General features: G+C 34.4%; 17 protein-coding genes. 2 read left to right on the forward strand and 15 right to left on the reverse strand.

The annotated features are described in order from the left end of the window. Positions 1–167 precede the first annotated feature (167 nt). The 9 genes from ACEN92_RS02130 to ACEN92_RS02170 all read right to left on the reverse strand — a co-directional run bounded on the left by ACEN92_RS02130 (position 168) and on the right by ACEN92_RS02170 (position 8,328). A complete protein-coding gene (locus ACEN92_RS02130) occupies positions 168–1,013 on the reverse strand; it encodes an EamA family transporter (RefSeq protein WP_495640719.1) in 846 nt (281 codons plus the stop codon). Between the two features lie 59 nt (positions 1,014–1,072). Further along, on the reverse strand, positions 1,073–1,816 hold the full coding sequence (locus ACEN92_RS02135; protein ID WP_495640720.1) for an acyl-[acyl-carrier-protein] thioesterase: 744 nt from the start codon (positions 1,814–1,816) through the stop codon (positions 1,073–1,075). Positions 1,817–1,872: 56 nt separating this feature from the next. After that, positions 1,873–2,793, reverse strand: a complete 921-nt coding sequence (gene miaA / locus ACEN92_RS02140) for a tRNA (adenosine(37)-N6)-dimethylallyltransferase MiaA (RefSeq protein ID WP_495640721.1) — start codon at positions 2,791–2,793, stop codon at positions 1,873–1,875. 145 nt (positions 2,794–2,938) lie between these two features. Further along, positions 2,939–3,781, reverse strand: coding sequence for an ion transporter (locus ACEN92_RS02145; protein ID WP_495640722.1), 843 nt, complete (start codon positions 3,779–3,781; stop codon positions 2,939–2,941). A gap of 30 nt (positions 3,782–3,811) precedes the next feature. Beyond that, positions 3,812–5,173, reverse strand: coding sequence for an exonuclease domain-containing protein (locus ACEN92_RS02150; protein WP_495640723.1), 1,362 nt, complete (start codon positions 5,171–5,173; stop codon positions 3,812–3,814). Positions 5,174–5,274: 101 nt separating this feature from the next. Continuing rightward, positions 5,275–5,622 carry a four helix bundle protein gene (locus ACEN92_RS02155; RefSeq protein ID WP_495640724.1) on the reverse strand — a complete coding sequence of 116 codons (348 nt, stop codon included), beginning with the start codon at positions 5,620–5,622 and terminating at the stop codon, positions 5,275–5,277. A gap of 65 nt (positions 5,623–5,687) precedes the next feature. Continuing rightward, on the reverse strand, positions 5,688–6,365 hold the full coding sequence (locus ACEN92_RS02160; RefSeq protein ID WP_495640725.1) for a YggS family pyridoxal phosphate-dependent enzyme: 678 nt from the start codon (positions 6,363–6,365) through the stop codon (positions 5,688–5,690). 13 nt (positions 6,366–6,378) lie between these two features. Further along, a complete protein-coding gene (locus ACEN92_RS02165) occupies positions 6,379–7,272 on the reverse strand; it encodes a 3-hydroxyacyl-CoA dehydrogenase family protein (protein ID WP_495640726.1) in 894 nt (297 codons plus the stop codon). Between the two features lie 90 nt (positions 7,273–7,362). Next, positions 7,363–8,328: a Gfo/Idh/MocA family protein gene (locus tag ACEN92_RS02170; protein WP_495640727.1), complete on the reverse strand. Its 966-nt coding sequence runs from the start codon at positions 8,326–8,328 to the stop codon at positions 7,363–7,365. A 143-nt stretch (positions 8,329–8,471) separates the two neighbouring features. Between ACEN92_RS02170 and ACEN92_RS02175 the strand changes: the two genes are divergently transcribed. Beyond that, on the forward strand, positions 8,472–9,113 hold the full coding sequence (locus ACEN92_RS02175) for a protein-L-isoaspartate(D-aspartate) O-methyltransferase (protein WP_495640728.1): 642 nt from the start codon (positions 8,472–8,474) through the stop codon (positions 9,111–9,113). A gap of 123 nt (positions 9,114–9,236) precedes the next feature. Here ACEN92_RS02175 and ACEN92_RS02180 read toward each other — a convergent pair whose 3' ends face one another. The 6 genes from ACEN92_RS02180 to ACEN92_RS02205 form a co-directional block, all read right to left on the reverse strand. Next, the gene (locus tag ACEN92_RS02180; protein WP_495640729.1) at positions 9,237–10,460 is read right to left on the reverse strand and encodes an ABC transporter ATP-binding protein; all 1,224 of its coding nucleotides are present in this window, start codon (positions 10,458–10,460) and stop codon (positions 9,237–9,239) included. Between the two features lie 24 nt (positions 10,461–10,484). After that, positions 10,485–11,342, reverse strand: coding sequence for a sulfurtransferase (locus ACEN92_RS02185; RefSeq protein WP_495640730.1), 858 nt, complete (start codon positions 11,340–11,342; stop codon positions 10,485–10,487). Positions 11,343–11,412: 70 nt separating this feature from the next. Continuing rightward, entirely contained in the window at positions 11,413–11,805 is a 393-nt protein-coding gene (locus ACEN92_RS02190; protein WP_495640731.1) for a DUF1398 domain-containing protein, read from the reverse strand. A 25-nt stretch (positions 11,806–11,830) separates the two neighbouring features. Then, positions 11,831–12,823 (reverse strand): alpha/beta fold hydrolase, encoded by a 993-nt coding sequence (locus tag ACEN92_RS02195; RefSeq protein ID WP_495640732.1) that lies wholly within the window; start codon positions 12,821–12,823, stop codon positions 11,831–11,833. A 248-nt stretch (positions 12,824–13,071) separates the two neighbouring features. Then, on the reverse strand, positions 13,072–13,647 hold the full coding sequence (locus ACEN92_RS02200) for a hypothetical protein (protein ID WP_495640733.1): 576 nt from the start codon (positions 13,645–13,647) through the stop codon (positions 13,072–13,074). Between the two features lie 11 nt (positions 13,648–13,658). Next, entirely contained in the window at positions 13,659–13,913 is a 255-nt protein-coding gene (locus ACEN92_RS02205; protein ID WP_495640734.1) for a maleylpyruvate isomerase N-terminal domain-containing protein, read from the reverse strand. Between the two features lie 179 nt (positions 13,914–14,092). Here ACEN92_RS02205 and ACEN92_RS02210 point away from each other — a divergent pair, with 179 nt between their 5' ends. After that, positions 14,093–17,089 carry a LamG-like jellyroll fold domain-containing protein gene (locus ACEN92_RS02210; protein WP_495640735.1) on the forward strand — a complete coding sequence of 999 codons (2,997 nt, stop codon included), beginning with the start codon at positions 14,093–14,095 and terminating at the stop codon, positions 17,087–17,089. Positions 17,090–17,120 lie beyond the last annotated feature (31 nt).

A 17,120-nucleotide genomic window follows, 5' to 3' on the forward strand; every position in this document is an offset into this window, starting at 1 on the left:
CTTCTTACTTTTTTAGGCAGACTTTCCATATACAATAATTTTTTAAGAAAGTTAACTATAAAAAGTAGACAAAAACGTTAAGATTTGAAATTTTTAAAAATAAATTATTACAGAAAAAGGTCCTGTATATTTATACAGGACTTTTTTACTTATAAAATTAGGAATGATTATCGTTTAGCTGTTAATGTCGATCCTGCAGAAGCAATTACAACACAAACAACTGCCAAAATTTCATAAAAACTCAAGCTCTCCTGTAAAAAAATAAAAGCACAAATAGCCGCTGCAGCCGGTTCTAAACTCATTAAAATACTAAAAGTACGGGGAGGAAGCTGACCCAAAGCTTTCATTTCGAGAGTAAACGGAATAGCACTTGATAAGAGTGCCAACGCGATACCCATACCAAAAAGTTTTGGAGTAAGATTTACAAGTCCGTTTTCGTAAAAACCAAATGGAAGGATTAAGATGGCAGCAAAGAGCATTCCGGTAGAAACTGCCTGACCGCCATTCATAATTTTTGAAATTTTTCCACCTAAAACAATATAAGCAGCCCAAAGTGCTCCGGCTAAAAGGGCGAATAAAACTCCTAAAGCATCAATTCTGTTATTGCTCCACGGGGCAATTAGAACAATTCCGGTTGCTGCCAGTAAGACCCAGCAATAATCAATCAAACGTCTGGATCCGATTATAGCGACCAATAATGGTCCGATGAATTCTAAAGTAACGGCCAACGCAATTGGAATTCTTTGAATGGCCAGATAAAAAATTAAATTCATCGCTCCCAAACACAAACCATACGGAACTACAAGTTTCCATTGTTTTGGTGTAATTTGAAATAAATTGGGTCTATACGCTAAAAGTAATAGTATGGCTGAAATGCCTATTCGGATTGAAGTAGTTCCTATCGCACCAATAACAGGAAAAAGACTTTTAGCAATTGCAGCACCACATTGCACACTAATAATGGCTAAAAGTACTGCTGGAACAGGAGGGAGGTTTAATTTTTTATTTTTCATAAATTTTTAAGCAGGGAGCTTAGGATTAGTTTAGAAAAGCGCGAATAATTTCAAACTTTCTATTCTTTCCAATTGAGTTGTAGCGCAAAACATGTTTTGTCTTCTTTGGTAATACTGAAAGTAGTATTGGTTTCCGTTTCGCTTTCATGAATAACTACATTGTCATTTAACGACAATTCTTTCATGAAATTCATTTCAAAGCTTGCAATTTTCTGGTTTAAAATCATGGTTGGAGCTACATGATCTAAACACCATTCCAGGTATTTTACATTATTGGCATGATTTACAATATCCAAATCCGATAAATAAACTGTTTTCACAAAAATGGATTCCTTTTCGGGATTGACATTTATTTTGGAGAAACCTTCAATTGTGGCTTTGTTCTCAGGGAATAATTCAAAATGGTCGTATGGTAATGCCAAAGCTTCCGGACGGCGGGCTTTGGTATTAAAAACTGCCCAAAATGTTTCGCTTCCAACTATTTTTTTGCCGTTTACATACATTTCCAATGCACGGACTGATCGGGAATTTTCGAGGCTGTTAATCCATGTTTTTACAGTTACCATATCCTGCCATTTTGGTAAAGCAGTTATTTCTACCCGCATTCGGCTTAAAACCCAGGCCTGGTCGAATTCCTGCATATCGGTAAAACTGATACCTCCAACTTCAGAATGTGCTGCTGCTGTTAATTGCAAAAGATTACACAAATCGGTATATTTTAAATAACCGGTTGGTGTACATTGTGTGAAATTAATTTCCCAGTCTTTGCTTAAAACGGATGTGAAATTTGGAGATATAGGCATTTTGTAATTTTTTAGAATATAGAAAATAGAGGAAAGAAAATAGATTTTTCGGAGCTTTATCTTAAAAGAGTTTCAATGTAATTTATAATTTCTTTTTTATCTATAGAATAATCAAACCATTCTGTACTTTCGTTTCGCTTAAACCAAGTGAGTTGACGTTTGGAAAAACGCCTGGTATTTTTTTTGATTTCTTCGATGGCAAACGGCAGTGAAAATTCTCCGTCAAAATAACTGAATAATTCTCTGTAACCAACTGTTTGCAGTGCATTTAACGCTTTGTTTGGGTATAAAGTTCTTGCTTCTTCCAATAAACCTGCGTTAATCATGATGTCAACACGCTGATTGATTCGATTGTAAATTACTTGCCTGTCAGCTTCTAAACCAATCAGGACAGGAGTGAAGTTTCTGTTATTTTTCTTCTGATTTAAAAACGACGAATAAGGTTTTCCTGTTCCGATACAAACTTCTGTAAAACGCATTATACGTTGTGGGTTTTGCAATGTCTGCGGATTCTCTATTGTTATCTTTTGATAATAATCGGGGTCTAAGTTTTTCAATTGTTCCTGTAAATAGCTAATTCCGAGTTTTTCATAATTAGAGTTTACTTCGGAACGTACTGTAGGATCAATTTCAGGAAATTCATCGAAACCTTTTAAAATAGCATCAACATATAATCCGGAACCACCAATTAGAATGGCAAAATCATTATTTTGGAATAATTCTTCTATTTTAAGAAGTGCCTCTTTTTCGTAATCTCCAACGGTATAATTTTCGAAAATAGATTTGTTTTGGATAAAATGATGTGTGGCTGCTTGTAATTCTTCCTGACTGGGAACTGCTGTTCCAATAGTCATTTCTTTGAAGAATTGGCGACTGTCACACGAAATGATTTCACATTTGAAATGTTGTGCCAAAGCAATACTCAAGGCTGTTTTGCCTATAGCTGTTGGTCCGACAATGGTGATTAAGTATTTCATATTTTTTAGCCCGGATGGAAATGGAAACCCCGGACTTATGTTTGTTAGTTTTTTTTGGAATAAAAGAGCGACTTTAGAAGCTCCTTTTATGACTTTAAAAAACAATAAAGATAAGGAGGAGTTACAATGTACAACCGGAATTGCTTCATAAATTAGTATGTAATTCACTTCCGCATTCATGACAGTATTTTGCATTGTCAAAATGAAGCTGTGAACCACATATCTGACAGGAGTTTTTTGTACTGACAGTATTATTTCGGAGGCTTTTTTTAGCAAATTCAGCTGTTACGATTCCGGTTGGAACGGCTATGATTCCGTATCCTAAAATCATAACTAAAGAAGCGACAAACTGCCCTAATGGTGTTCCGGGAGATATATCACCGTAACCAACTGTTGTTAACGTTACTATTGTCCAATAAATACTAATGGGAATACTTGTAAAACCCGTTTCTTTGCCTTCAATCATGTACATGATGGAACCAATTATTACCGTACTGATGAGTACAAAATAGATAAAAACCAGGATTTTTTCCTTGCTTGCTTCTATCGCTTCCTTAAGTTGTATGGATTGATGTGAAATTTGTGGAATGTGCAGTATTTTGAATAGCCTGAAGAAACGTAATGCCCTGACAATTGATAAGATGCTTGCGCCCGGGAAAAATATTGACAGATACATGGGCAATACTGCCAGCAAATCGATAATACCATAAAAACTAAAAATATATTTGACCGGTTTTTGAATGGATATGATGCGTAAAATATATTCGATGGTAAAGAAAACAGTAATCACCCATTCGCAAATCATGAGTTCAGAATGGTATTTTTGGTTTATTCCCTGTACGGTTTCCATCATGACCAAAAGGACGCTGAATAAAATTAATCCCAGTAAAACCAAATCGAAAAGCCTTCCCAAAACAGTATTTGTACCGTAAAGAATTATCTTGATTTTTTCTCTAAAAGTTTCGTATTTCGATTTAATTTTTCCCATACCCACTAAGATAATCAAAATTAGGTTATTTTAAAAATGAAGAATTTTTAGTGATTTGCTTTTGCGGATGTAATTCTGAATAATGTTTTTAACATCACGATTGTTTTGCATTGGAATCAGGATATTTTTCAGAATATCAATATTCATGATTTGATAATTCAGATCAAAATATGCATATCCCTGATAAACTCCATTTTCGATTAGTACAGCGCTTCTCTCGTTTACAGTTCTTCCTCTGTCAATTAGGATCATGCTTTTGTTTTCGAAACTATTTTCGGATATGAATTGCTGTACGCGGGTGTTATAAATTTCTGGAGTAATTTCGCCCAGGCAGGCACCGTCGCATTCTTTTAGTTTATATTGAAAGCATTCTTTTTTGGTTAAATATAAACCAGTTAGTTTTTGGCACAGATTATATTTTGCTGTGAATTTGAAAAGTGCATTTTTACCTTCCTGTAAAGTGGCAAAAGAAGTAATTTCTTTTTTGCGCCCATCTGCTTTTTCAAGCTTTATATTGATATAGCCATTTGTATCTTTCTCAGCATATAAAGCATATTGAAAAATTGTTTTTCGCTGAGAACGATTATATATTGGGCGGTTTATTTTAATTTCTTCACTTTCTTTTAAAAGTGCAATTAATTCACTGCCGGTTTCATCGTAGGTAATCGTAAAAACTTCAGCCTGTATTTTTTTACTTTTGGTAGTAATCCCGGTAAAATGCTGGTTAACCCGTTTTCGAATATTTTGGCTTTTGCCGATGTAAATCAGCTTACCAATTTCATTATGGATGTAATATGTGCCGGTTTTTGCAGGCATTTGGCCCAAAAGATCCATTAATTTTGGAGCAATTCCTTTTTCGATTTCGAATTTTATAAAATCTTTTACGATTGTTTTCTCCAAATCTTTTTCTAAAAGCATTTTAAAGAGCTTTGTCGTCGCTATTGCATCTCCGCTGGCACGATGTCTGTCTGCCATTGGAATTCCGAGGGCACGGACTAATTTTCCTAAACTATAAGATGGCTGTTCGGGAATAAGTTTTTTGGCAAGTTCAACTGTACAAAGGGTTTTTGCTTCAAAATTATAGCCTAAACGTCTGAATTCGGTACGGAGGATTCTATAGTCGAATGAAGCGTTGTGTGCTACAATAATACAATCAGAGGTAATTTCTATGATTCGTTTGGCAACTTCAAAAAATTTAGGCGCAGAACGCAGCATAGCATTATTGATTCCGGTTAATTTAACCACAAAAGGCTGAATCGGAATTTCAGGATTGACAAGACTGATGAATTGGTCAACTACTTCATGACCATCAAATTTATAAATGGCGATTTCAGTAATTCCTTCTTCATTAAACTGGCCTCCGGTAGTTTCTATGTCTAGTATTGCGTACATTTTCAATGTCAATTTCAAAAATCAATGGCAATGTCAATTACAAAAATCAATTTCAATTTTTGTAATTGTTATTGTAATTGCCATTGTTATTGTAATTGAATTTATTTTTTATTTATTATCATTTTTGAAGAAATTGCAACTAGTTGCTCAACTTCAATCAAAAGTAAATTTCTTTTCCCGTTATCACCTTCTTGTATGTAATCTAAAATTTTTAACGAGTTTCTTGATTCTTTTAACTCTTTCACAACTAATGAAACTTTAAAAATAAAATCTTTATCAGTTATGGTACCTTGAGCTTCTCCAAAATTTAAAGAAGCGCTTCCAGAGGATCTAATTAATTGATTTTTATAATATTCATTTTCAAATAATTTGTCTAATTGTCTTGTAAAGAAAATACATTCTCCTGCAAAGCGAACTAATCTATCTTCAAAATTGAATATTTTTTCCACTTAATATTTTAATTTTTTTATTTTGAATTGATATTGCAATTGATTTTTGCCATTGCCATTGAATTCTATCTTCCTCCAAATATACTGCTCCCAATTCTTACCATTGTGCTTCCACATTCAACAGCAAGTTGATAATCACCTGACATTCCCATTGATATTATTGAAAAATTATCCATTGCAGAGGCGTAGTTCTGTACATCTTTGTTTTGTTGTAACGAATCAAAAATAGACTTTAAATGTGTAAATTCCTTTTTAATTTGATTTTGATTTTCTGTAAAAGTCGCCATTCCCATTAATCCTAGAATTCTAATATTTTTCATTTCCTTAAATTCGGCTGAAGACAGGAGTGAATTCAATTCGTTTTCGTCAAGACCAAATTTAGTTTCTTCTTCGGCAATATACATTTGCAGCAGACAATCAATAATCCGGTTATTTTTTAATGCCTGTTTATTAATTTCCTGTAATAATTTTAAGCTGTCAACGCCATGAATCAAACTTACAAACGGCGCCATAAATTTGACTTTATTAGACTGTACATGACCAATCATATGCCATTGAATATCTTTTGGCATTTCTTCGTACTTGTCAGCCATTTCCTGAATTTTATTTTCTCCAAAAATTCGCTGGCCGGCTTCGTAAGCCTGCATTAAATCAGAAACAGGTTTGGTTTTTGAAACTGCAACTAAAGTTACATGTTCTGGTAAACCTGCTTTAATACTATTTAAATTTGATGCGATTGACATGTTTTTTTCTTTTTTATGAAAGAACAAATTGTTTCGAAATTTTCTCGGCTTTTTTACTTTCACTGTAATCATAAAAACCTTCACCGGATTTCACGCCTAATTTTCCTGCTCTTACCATATTTACCAATAGTGGGCAAGGAGCATATTTTGGGTTTTTGAAACCTTCGTACATTACATTCAAAATGGCCAAACAAACATCAAGACCAATAAAATCAGCTAATTGAAGCGGTCCCATTGGGTGTCCCATTCCTAATTTCATTACGGTATCAATTTCATAAACTCCGGCAACTTTGTTATATAACGTTTCAATTGCCTCATTTAGCATAGGCATCAAAATTCTATTTGCTACAAAGCCCGGATAATCGTTTACCTCAACAGGGGTTTTACCTAGTTTTTCAGATAAATCCATGATAATTTTAGTTACCTCATCGCTGGTATTATAGCCACGGATGATTTCAACCAGTTTCATAATGGGAACCGGATTCATAAAATGCATTCCGATAACTCGTTCCGGATGTGCAACAACCGCCCCAATTTGTGTGATAGAGATTGAAGATGTATTGGTGGCTAAGATTGTGTTGTGAGAACAGGCTTCATTTAATTGTTTGAAAATATTCAATTTTAATTCGACATTTTCAGTTGCAGCTTCTACTACTAAATCAACTCCAACAACACCATCTTTTATATCTGTGTACGTAATAATATTGGTGATCGTTTTGGCTACATCTTCCTGAGTAATAGTGCCTTTTGATAGCATTCTGTCAAGATTGGCAGCAATAGTTGCCATTCCTTTGTCTAATGATTTTTCAGAAACATCAATGAGTTTTACAACAAAACCACTTTGTGCAAAAGTATGGGCAATTCCGTTACCCATTGTTCCTGCACCAATTACAGCTATAGTTTTCATTCTATTTTGGTATTTAAATTTTAAAATTTAAGGTTTAAAGTTACTTTTCAGCAAGCTTTAAACCTTAAAGATAATGAGTTTGTATTTTAATTATTGATCAAAACAATTTATAATTTGGTAGGCTACGCGCAAGGCATCAGTTGCCTGTTCAAGAGTTACAACTGGCGTAGTATCTGTAATAATTGCATTTGCAAATGATTCTAATTCATCTAAAATTGCATTATTTTGTTCTACGTCAGGATTTGTAAAGTAGATTTGTTTTTTTACACCTTCGGCATTCTGCAGGATCATATCAAAATCACCGGGTACTTCCGGAGCATCTTTCATACGTACTACTTCACATTTTTTCTCTAAAAAATCAACAGAAATATAAGCGTCTTTTTGAAAAAAACGTGTTTTACGCATGTTTTTCATCGAAATTCTGCTGGCTGTTAAATTAGCGACGCAACCATTTTCGAATTCAATTCGGGCATTGGCAATATCAGGAGTATCACTAATAACTGAAACACCACTGGCATTGATGTTTTTTACTTTTGATTTTACGACACTTAAAATTGCATCAATATCGTGAATCATTAAATCTAAAACCACAGGAACATCAGTACCGCGAGGGTTAAACTCGGCTAAACGATGTGTTTCTATAAACATTGGGTTTTCGATCATGTTTTTCGTAGCAATAAATGCTGGATTAAAACGCTCAACATGACCAACCTGACCTTTTACATTATATTCTTTTGCCAAAGCAATAATTTCTTCTGCTTCTTCAACGGTATTGGCGATGGGTTTTTCTATAAAGATATGTTTACCGGATTTGATCGCCACTTTAGCACATTTGTAGTGTGAAAGCGTTGGAGTCACAATATCGATTACATCAACGGCATGGATTAATTTAGCAATAGTGCTGAAGTTTGTATAGCCAAATTCTTTTGAAATTCTTTCGGCGTTTTCCTGATTTTCGTCATAAAATCCAACTAATTCGTACTTGTCAGATTGTTGTAATAAACGTAAATGTATTTTCCCCAGATGACCAGCACCTAAAACTCCCACTTTTAACATGATAAAGTATTTTGAACAAAAATATAATTTATTTGTTGAAAGTAAAAGTGAATGCATTAAAGATTTAGCGATTTAATAATTAAAAATCAATATTTGATTTACTATTTAGTTTATTAATTTTACCAAAATAAAATAAACCTATTTTGAAAGATACTGCCAAACATCAAGGACTTCGTAATCAGTTAGTAAACACTTTGGAGCAAAAAGGAATTACTGATAAAGCTGTCCTGGATGCGATAAAAAAAATTCCAAGACACCTTTTTTTAAATTCAAGTTTTGAAGATTATGCTTATCAGGACAAAGCTTTTCCGATTGGGGCAGGACAGACTATTTCGCAGCCTTACACGGTAGCTTTTCAATCGCAATTATTAGAAGTAAAAAAAGATCACAAAATTTTAGAAATTGGAACAGGATCTGGTTATCAAACAGCAGTTTTGTGTATGTTGGGTGCTAAAGTCTACAGCGTCGAAAGACAAAAAGAGCTATTTAAGCAAACTTCGAATTTATTTCCTAAGCTAAATATCCGTCCTAAACATTTATCTTTTGGAGATGGTTACAAAGGGTTACCGAGTTATGCTCCGTTTGACAGTATTATTGTGACAGCTGGAGCACCAATAATCCCTAAACCCTTGATGGCGCAGCTAAAAATAGGAGGCAGGCTTGTCATTCCACTTGGGGAAGATGTTCAGATTATGACTTTATTAATCCGAAAAAACGAGACACAATTTGAGAAACACGAGTTTGGGGAATTTCGATTTGTTCCTTTGTTAGAAGATAAAAATTAGAAAGGATTTGTGTATCCTTAAACCACAATCTTGTCATTCCGTAGGAATCTCAACGTCACATAATCTATAAAATTAGATTCCTACGGAATGACAAACAAGTGTTTATTTCAATTTAAAAAAGTGTTATTTAATTCTCCCAATTGAACCTACAACTGAAGGAAGGAGTTCAAAAACTGAAGTAGGAGCAAGACCTGCTTCGATTCTGTGAGAAACATATAAAATTGTCACATTCGTTTCCTGTTTAATCGTATTGATAAGCTGAATAACCAGATTAACATTTTCATCGTCCAGGCCTTCAACAGGTTCGTCTAAAATCAGTAATGGCGGATGTTTTAAAACGGCGCGCACAATAAGTGCTATTCTTTGCTGCCCGATCGAAAGATCAATAAAACGTTTCTTTTTTAAATGACTCATTTCAATTACCTCCAGCCATTGCGCAACAATTTGTTTTTGTAAAGTAGTCGGCTCCGTATATAATCCGATAGAATCGAAGAAGCCTGAAAGAATCATTTGTTCTAAAGTGTGGCTTTTCTGAAACAGATCGGTCATAGAAGTGGCAAAGATTCCGATTTGTTTTTTGATATCCCAGACACTTTCGCCGCTACCTTTTTTTCTTCCAAACAAAAATAAATCCTGACCAAATCCTTTAGGATTATCGCCGGTAATTAAAGATAAAATAGTGCTTTTTCCGGAACCGTTCGGACCTATTAATTGCCAGAATTCACCTTGTTTTATTGTCCATGAGATATTGTCTAAAATTTTTCGATCATCATAACTTACAGAGACCTTATCCATTTTTATCAATACATTTTCATGGAAAGTATGATTTTCCAATGCTTTTGGAATTGATGAAGTTTCTAAGGTCTTAAAATGATTTTCGTTTTTTGAAATCGGATGCAATTGAAATGAATTGTCCTGAATCTGGGCTTTATTGGGAACAAAATCAAGTACATCAGCAACACGGTTTACTAACTGGATAATGGCAACATTCTCTGTTAATTTTTCCAGCGAATGAGCCAGATTTATACGTGAGGCCTGGTCCAAGTGATCGAAAGGATTATCAAATATGATAAAATCAGGATTTTGATTGATACAGTATTTTAAAAATTCCTTTTTGCGTTCTCCTGATGAAAAGGTTCTTAATTGTCTGTGAGAGTCGGGAGATGCTTCAACAACGTCATATTGGTATTCTTTTTCGATGAATTTTTCGATGGTAATATCCGAAAAAAGGATTCCTTTCTGATGGTTTAAAAACGACAATTCCTCTTTGGCTTCTCCTGAAAGTAAGGAATCTATATATTTTTTTTTATTTACCTGATTGGATAAAAGAATGTCCCAATGTTGCATTTTATGTTTTATGTTTTAAAATTTCTATTTTGTTTCTTGGACAGCCATTGGCAAATCATTGCGTGACCACTCGCTCCATGATCCAACGTACAGTCTTGGAATCGGAATTCCGGCATAATCCATTGCTAATAAAGTATGACAGGCTGTAACCCCGGACCCGCAATGAACAATGATGTTTTCAGGTTTTTTGTTTCCAATTATTCGGGAATATTTTGCAGATAATTCTTCTGGAGAATGGTAAAATCCGTCTTCGTTTAAATTTTCGCTAAAGGGTACATTAATGGCACCCGGGATATGACCAGCAATTAGATCAAGAGGTTCCGTGAGGCCGTCAAAACGATTTTTATCCCTCACATCAATTACTATATTTTCGGTATTATTTCTGGCTTTTTCGACTTCTTTGATATCGGCTAAACCTAATTTCCATTCTGATACTGGGTATTTTTCAGTTGTGCCAAAATTTTCAATTTCTGAACTTATCGGAAAACCTGTTTTTATTGCGGCCTGTAAACCTCCGTTTAAAACCTGTACTTTTTCATGCTCAATGGCACGTAGCATCCACCAAAAGCGTGCTGCGGCATTTGATCCGTTTTTATCGTCATAAATTATAATGTGACTTGAAGGCTGAATTCCAATTTTTGAAAGCACTTCAGAAAACTTTGTAAAAGAGGGTAAAGGATGTCTTCCGCCGTTTGCAGGATTATCTTCAACAGCAGCTAAATCCCGATTCAGGTCAATATATCGCGCACCTTTTAAATGCTCATTTTGGTAATTTTCTTCAGCATTAACTCCGGCTCTGGCATCAATTAAAATAATTTCAGCTGAATCCTTTAGGTTTAATAATTCTTCAGGGTTTATAATTGGAGAAAGTTTATCTGACATATTTTATAAATTTACTTTGAAACTTCATCTGAAAAGAAATCCATTCAAAATTAAACAGATTATTTATTTTTTATTCACCCGGAATCTTTTCTATCAAAATTTCATTTCCTTCCAGATCAAAATAAGTACATGTCATTTCTATAATATCAACTCTCCATTTGGCTATACCGCATTGTGCGGAATGATTGCAGAACGTTAAATAATCGGTCTGTCCATCCTGATGCATCACTAAAAATTCAATAAATCGTTCTTTATTGGCTGATTTGGCAATTTCTATTGGATTATATTTTTCTTCAGAGATAACACTATAATTGTTTACTCCGTAATATTCTACATGACCATCATGGACAAAAGTATCGTAACCTTTTACACCTAAAATGATTAAATCTTGTATATAGTTGGGGAAATCAGCACCACTTTTTACTTTAGCATGGGCTTCTTTTATCTGTTCTATTGTAAACATAGGATTGGTTTTAAGGTTAAAGTTTTTATTGTTTCAAAAATACAATTAATGGTTTTATAAATTGATCAAAAGATTCAATATGTGGTAAATGTCCGGTGTTGGCAACTTCGACTAATTTTGAATTCGGAATTACTTTTTGTGTTTTCTTTCCCAGTTCAGCATAATTACCCATTGTTTTTTTGACTTCTTCAGAAACCAATTGTTTTCCAAGGGCTGTTTTATCTCTTGTTCCGATGATTAAAAGCGTTGGGCTTTTGATGTTTTTAAATTCATATAAAACAGGCTGGGTAAAAATCATATCATACATAAGAGCAGAATTCCATGCAACTTTGTTGTAATCGGGAGCCTTTGTCCAGCCAGCGGCAAGTTCTGCCCATTTTTGAAAATCGGCATTCCATTTTCCGTCATAATAATTTGCCATTTGGTATTTTTTGATGGCTTCATAATTTTGCTTTAATTCGCTTTCATACCACCAATCTACGGTTTTGTACGGAACAACTAATTTCCAGTCTTCCAGGCCAATCGGGTTTTCAAGGACTAATTTTTCGGCAGTTTCAGGATACATCAATGTAAATCTGGTGGCTAACATTCCGCCCATAGAATGTCCTAAAATCGTAGTTTTTTTAATTCCTAAATAATCCAGTAATTTTTTGGTATTCTCTGCAAATTGCTGAAATGTATATTGAAAGTTATCCGGTTTTGATGACTTTCCAAAACCAATCTGATCCGGTACAATAACCCTGAAACCTTCTTTAGTCAGAGCTTTTATTGTAGTTTCCCAGTAGGCTCCGTTGAAGTTTTTACCGTGAAGCAAAACGATGTTTTTATTATTGTAATTATCTGGTTTAATATCCATATATGCCATTTTTAAAATCTGGCGCTGATTGTTTAATTCTAAATATTGAACCGGAAAGGGATATTCGTAATTACTTAAATTGATATCGAGGGCTTTTATATTTTCCTGCTGCGAAAAGCATAGAAAAGGAAGTAAAAGCATTATAAATTTTATTTTTTTCATCTTCAATTCGTATTAAATTGGTATAATAATATAATAAAAAACATTGGTGTAATTGAATTGTCACCCTGAGTCCATTCGACTTCGCTCAGGATAAATTCAGTCGAAGGTTTTTACCATAAAAGGGCTGCGACTCCGTTCAGCCTGACACCTAATAATTTTATTACATCCAACAGATATTAAAATTAAAGCTTACCATTTTAAAACCAAAAATTAAAGTCTTAAAATTATCAGAAAAGATTTATTTTAAATTACGCCATTACTGCAACAATGTTTAAAGCTATTTCTGCCAGTTCTTTATCGCCAAGAATCTCTACTTTTTGTTTTGCTTCATCAGGATCCATTCCTTTTGAGAATAACATCCATGCATCATCAGGGTCAATTTTTATGATTGAAGTTGGTTCTGTATCAAACGATTCAACAAACCGCCAATGCTTTTCTTCTTTGATGATATTCCATCGACCGCCAATTTCAGTATTAACAATTAAGGTTACAATGGTGCCTTCTTTGGCGGGGATATTTTTGTAAACATATGGAAGAGCCTGCATGAAAGTATTAATGAACGGATAAAATAAGGTTTTTGTAAAGAGTGCCTGTTTTCTGACTGCATTTCTAATTTGCTGCTGATGCAGAAATTTTTCTGTGTATTCGCGGGCAATATGAAACCAATTGAGTGAAGTTTCTTCTCCTGCCAATGCAACTGAAAATACAGCATTCTCAAAAACATTTAATGTTTGAAGATGTTCTGAATATTGTTTTCCTGTTGTTTCCAGTAAATCTATTAAAACAGTTGGGCTGAGTCGTTTAGTGGCGTCGGTCCATGTCATATTTAGTTGGTTCAGAAAATCAACAAATCTCTGTAGGAATTAATAGCTGCAGGTTTTTCTCCAAAAAAATGATCTCTGGAAATGGATAAACCTCTTAAATTTCCATCAAGTAAATGAGAAGCAATATCCTTTACCGTCCATTTTTTAGCAACTGTTTGTGCGTTCCATTCTTCTTCTGTTAATGATTTCAAAAGTTCAATCAGTAATTCATCTAATACAGAAAAAAGATGTGATGTTTGTATGGGTATAATTTTTGAATTTTTCATGATATGACAAATGAGTGTTATAAACAAAATTATCGTTTTTAATTGGAAAAAATATTTCTGTAATGTAAACCGTATAATCTTTTGATAATTAGTAAAATAAAATAAAACAGGATAGGACAGGACAGTCTCTTTTTAGCTTATAAGTAAATTCGGTAATAACTAACTTATAACCAAATTTTATGAAAAGAAGGACTCTAACATTTAAGCATGCGCTTAAATTTTTTATGATTTGCGGGCTAATTGCCTCCTTTGGCGATTTAAATGCCCAAACATTGGCATTTCCTGAAGCTACAGGTTTTGGCAGATATACTACAGGAGCAAGAGGTGCTGCAAACCCTCAAATTTATTTAGTAACCAATTTAAATGACAGTGGGACGGGTTCATTTCGCGATGCCGTAAGTCAGGAAGGCAGATTTGTAATATTCAGAGTAGGAGGTATTGTTAATTTGCAGTCTCAAATTGTAGTGGCGGCAAATACAACTATTGCAGGACAAACTGCAACCGGGGAAGGCATTGTGTTTTTAGGACCAAGAGTCACATTTTCAGGAGCAAGCAACACCATTGCAAGATATCTCCGTATTCGTTATGGAGGTACTGCGCAAAATCAGGATGCATCAGGTCTGTCAAATGGGGCAAACATGATTTTTGACCATATGACTTTTACTTGGGGTACAGACGAAGTTTTTTCCATAAATTGGGATAGTAAAGGCTTGAGTCCTGATAACATTACTATTCAGAATTCTATAATCGGGCAGGGGTTACATCGTCATAATCACTCAGCTGGAGGGTTAATGCAGCCTTCTGGAGGTAAAATAAGTTTAATTGGAAATTTATACATCTGTAATAAGACACGTAACAATAAAATTAAAGGTATAAATGAGTTTGTAAACAATGTTGTTTATAATTGGGGAAATTATGGAAATACGTACGGGCATACTGAATCCGGAGATGCCTACATTATGGGTGGGGATTCTGCAGGGAGTTCAGATGTAAATATTATCAATAACTATTTTATTGGAGGTCCAAATACCAGCAATACAGTTTCTACACCTTTTAACAGAGGAAATGCTAATTTCTTTTTATACGGTTCGGGCAACTATTTTGATAATAATAAGGATGGTATATTAAATGGGACTCTGGTACCTGCTGATTTAACAGGGTATCCAACTGAAGATGCTGCATCAATTCTGTCAACACCATATGATTATCCAATGAAAAATACAACGCTGACTGCCGAGGATGCTTATAATAAAATCGTAGCGAATGTTGGAGCTTCTTACCCAAGACGTGATCAGGTAGAAAATTTAATGATTTCAGATTTGATGTCTAAAGGAATAACTGCTACATACGTTTATGTTCAAACTGATTTAACCAATAAATTTGGATTCATCAACGGTGGTGCGGGGCATGTTTATGGCGCACCGGCTCCTCAGGATACCGATAATGATGGTATGCCGGATGCTTGGGAAGATGCCAATGGTTTGAATAAAAATGCTGCTGATGCTTTAGCAGTAAGTACGTCAAATGCACCTTACCTTAATATTGAGGTGTACATTAACGGATTAACAAATGGAACTCCATCGGATTTCATTATTCCGCCATCAAATATCAATTTCACGAATGTAGTTTCAACGGAAGTTCCACCATCCAGTTCTTTAACTGTTAACTGGATTGACGGTGCTGCAAATGAAGATAATTATGTGGTGGAACGTTCTGTTAATGGTACTGATTTTACAGAAATCATTACGCTTGGTGCAAATGTTACAAGCTATAATGATTCAGGTTTGCTTCCAAATACTAAATATTATTATCGTATTAAAGCAAAAAACAGTACAGAATCATCAGTATATGAAACAGGGTCATTAACGACACCGCCAATTCCATCGGCACCAACCAAAGCAATTAATCCAATTCCTGCTTCAGGATTTAATAACGCAGAGCTGACAAATGGTAATTTAACCCTGAAATGGAGCGGCAGTACAAATACTGTAACGTATTCGGTATATTTTGGTACAAATGCTTCAAACTTAAGCAAGTTAGCTGATGTTGCTTATTCAGCCAGTCCCTCTTATCAGGTTACCGGTTTAAGTTCGTCAACAAATTATTATTGGAGAATTGATGCTTCTAATGCTAAAGGAATTGCAACAGGAGATGTATGGAATTTCCGTGCTCTGACGCCAAGCCTTGTAGGTCATTGGCCGTTTAAGGAAGCTGCATCAGAAGGGGAGCAAATTACTGATCTTACCAATTATATTAATCATGGCGTATTGGATGTTGCTTATGATAATGCGAATGTAAGAGTGGCAGGAAAGAAAGATAATGCTTTAGACTTAACAACATCGTCGGGCAGTATGTATATGGCGAGTATTCCAAATCAGGATCATATATTGTTTGATAGGCATTCCTTTACGGTTTCGTTTTGGATGAAAGCAGCGCCAGCTTTGTTGCCAGGTTCTTCAACAACCAGTATATATGTGTTATGTAAAGGCTCGATTACAAAAAACGTGACAACTGGTGCGACAGGCAAGCGTTTTGATGTAGAAGTTAAAGGAGGTCTGTTGCGTTTTGCTATTGATGATGATGTAACTAAAAAAGAAGTTACAACAAGTGCTGCTAAATTTTTTACAGGAAACTGGGTGAATGTAGTTATAATGAGAGATGTTATTGCTCATAAAATAAGAATATATACTGATGGTGTATTTTCATCTGAGCTTGATGAAACTGCAGTTACCGGTATTGGTGAGGCTAGTGATTTTGTAATTGGAAATATTGGTGAATTAGAGTTTAAGGCAGCAACTAATACTCCTGCACCTTATAAAGGAGCATTTGACGAACTTAAAATGTTTAATTATGCCTTAACAGCTCCTGAAGTACTGGCAGCATACACAGAAGCAACATTAAACAATGAAAAATTTAATCAAAACAAAAATAATGTTAGCGTTTATCCTAATCCTGTAAAAGATCAAATTTTCATTACGATTCCAAATTATAACCAACCGTATGTTACAGCAACTTTAAGTGATATAACAGGTAAGGTAATTATTAAGGAAAAAATTGTTTCTGATGGGAACGGAGTTTTTACTTTGAAGATTTCAAACAAAAAAGTAAAAGGACTTTATATATTAAATGTTTCGAGAGAAAATTTAAACAGCAATTTTAAGATGATAACAGAATAAAAGCAAACTATTGATAATTAAAAAAGACCGT

The organism is Flavobacterium sp. Flavsp81 (assembly GCF_059491325.1).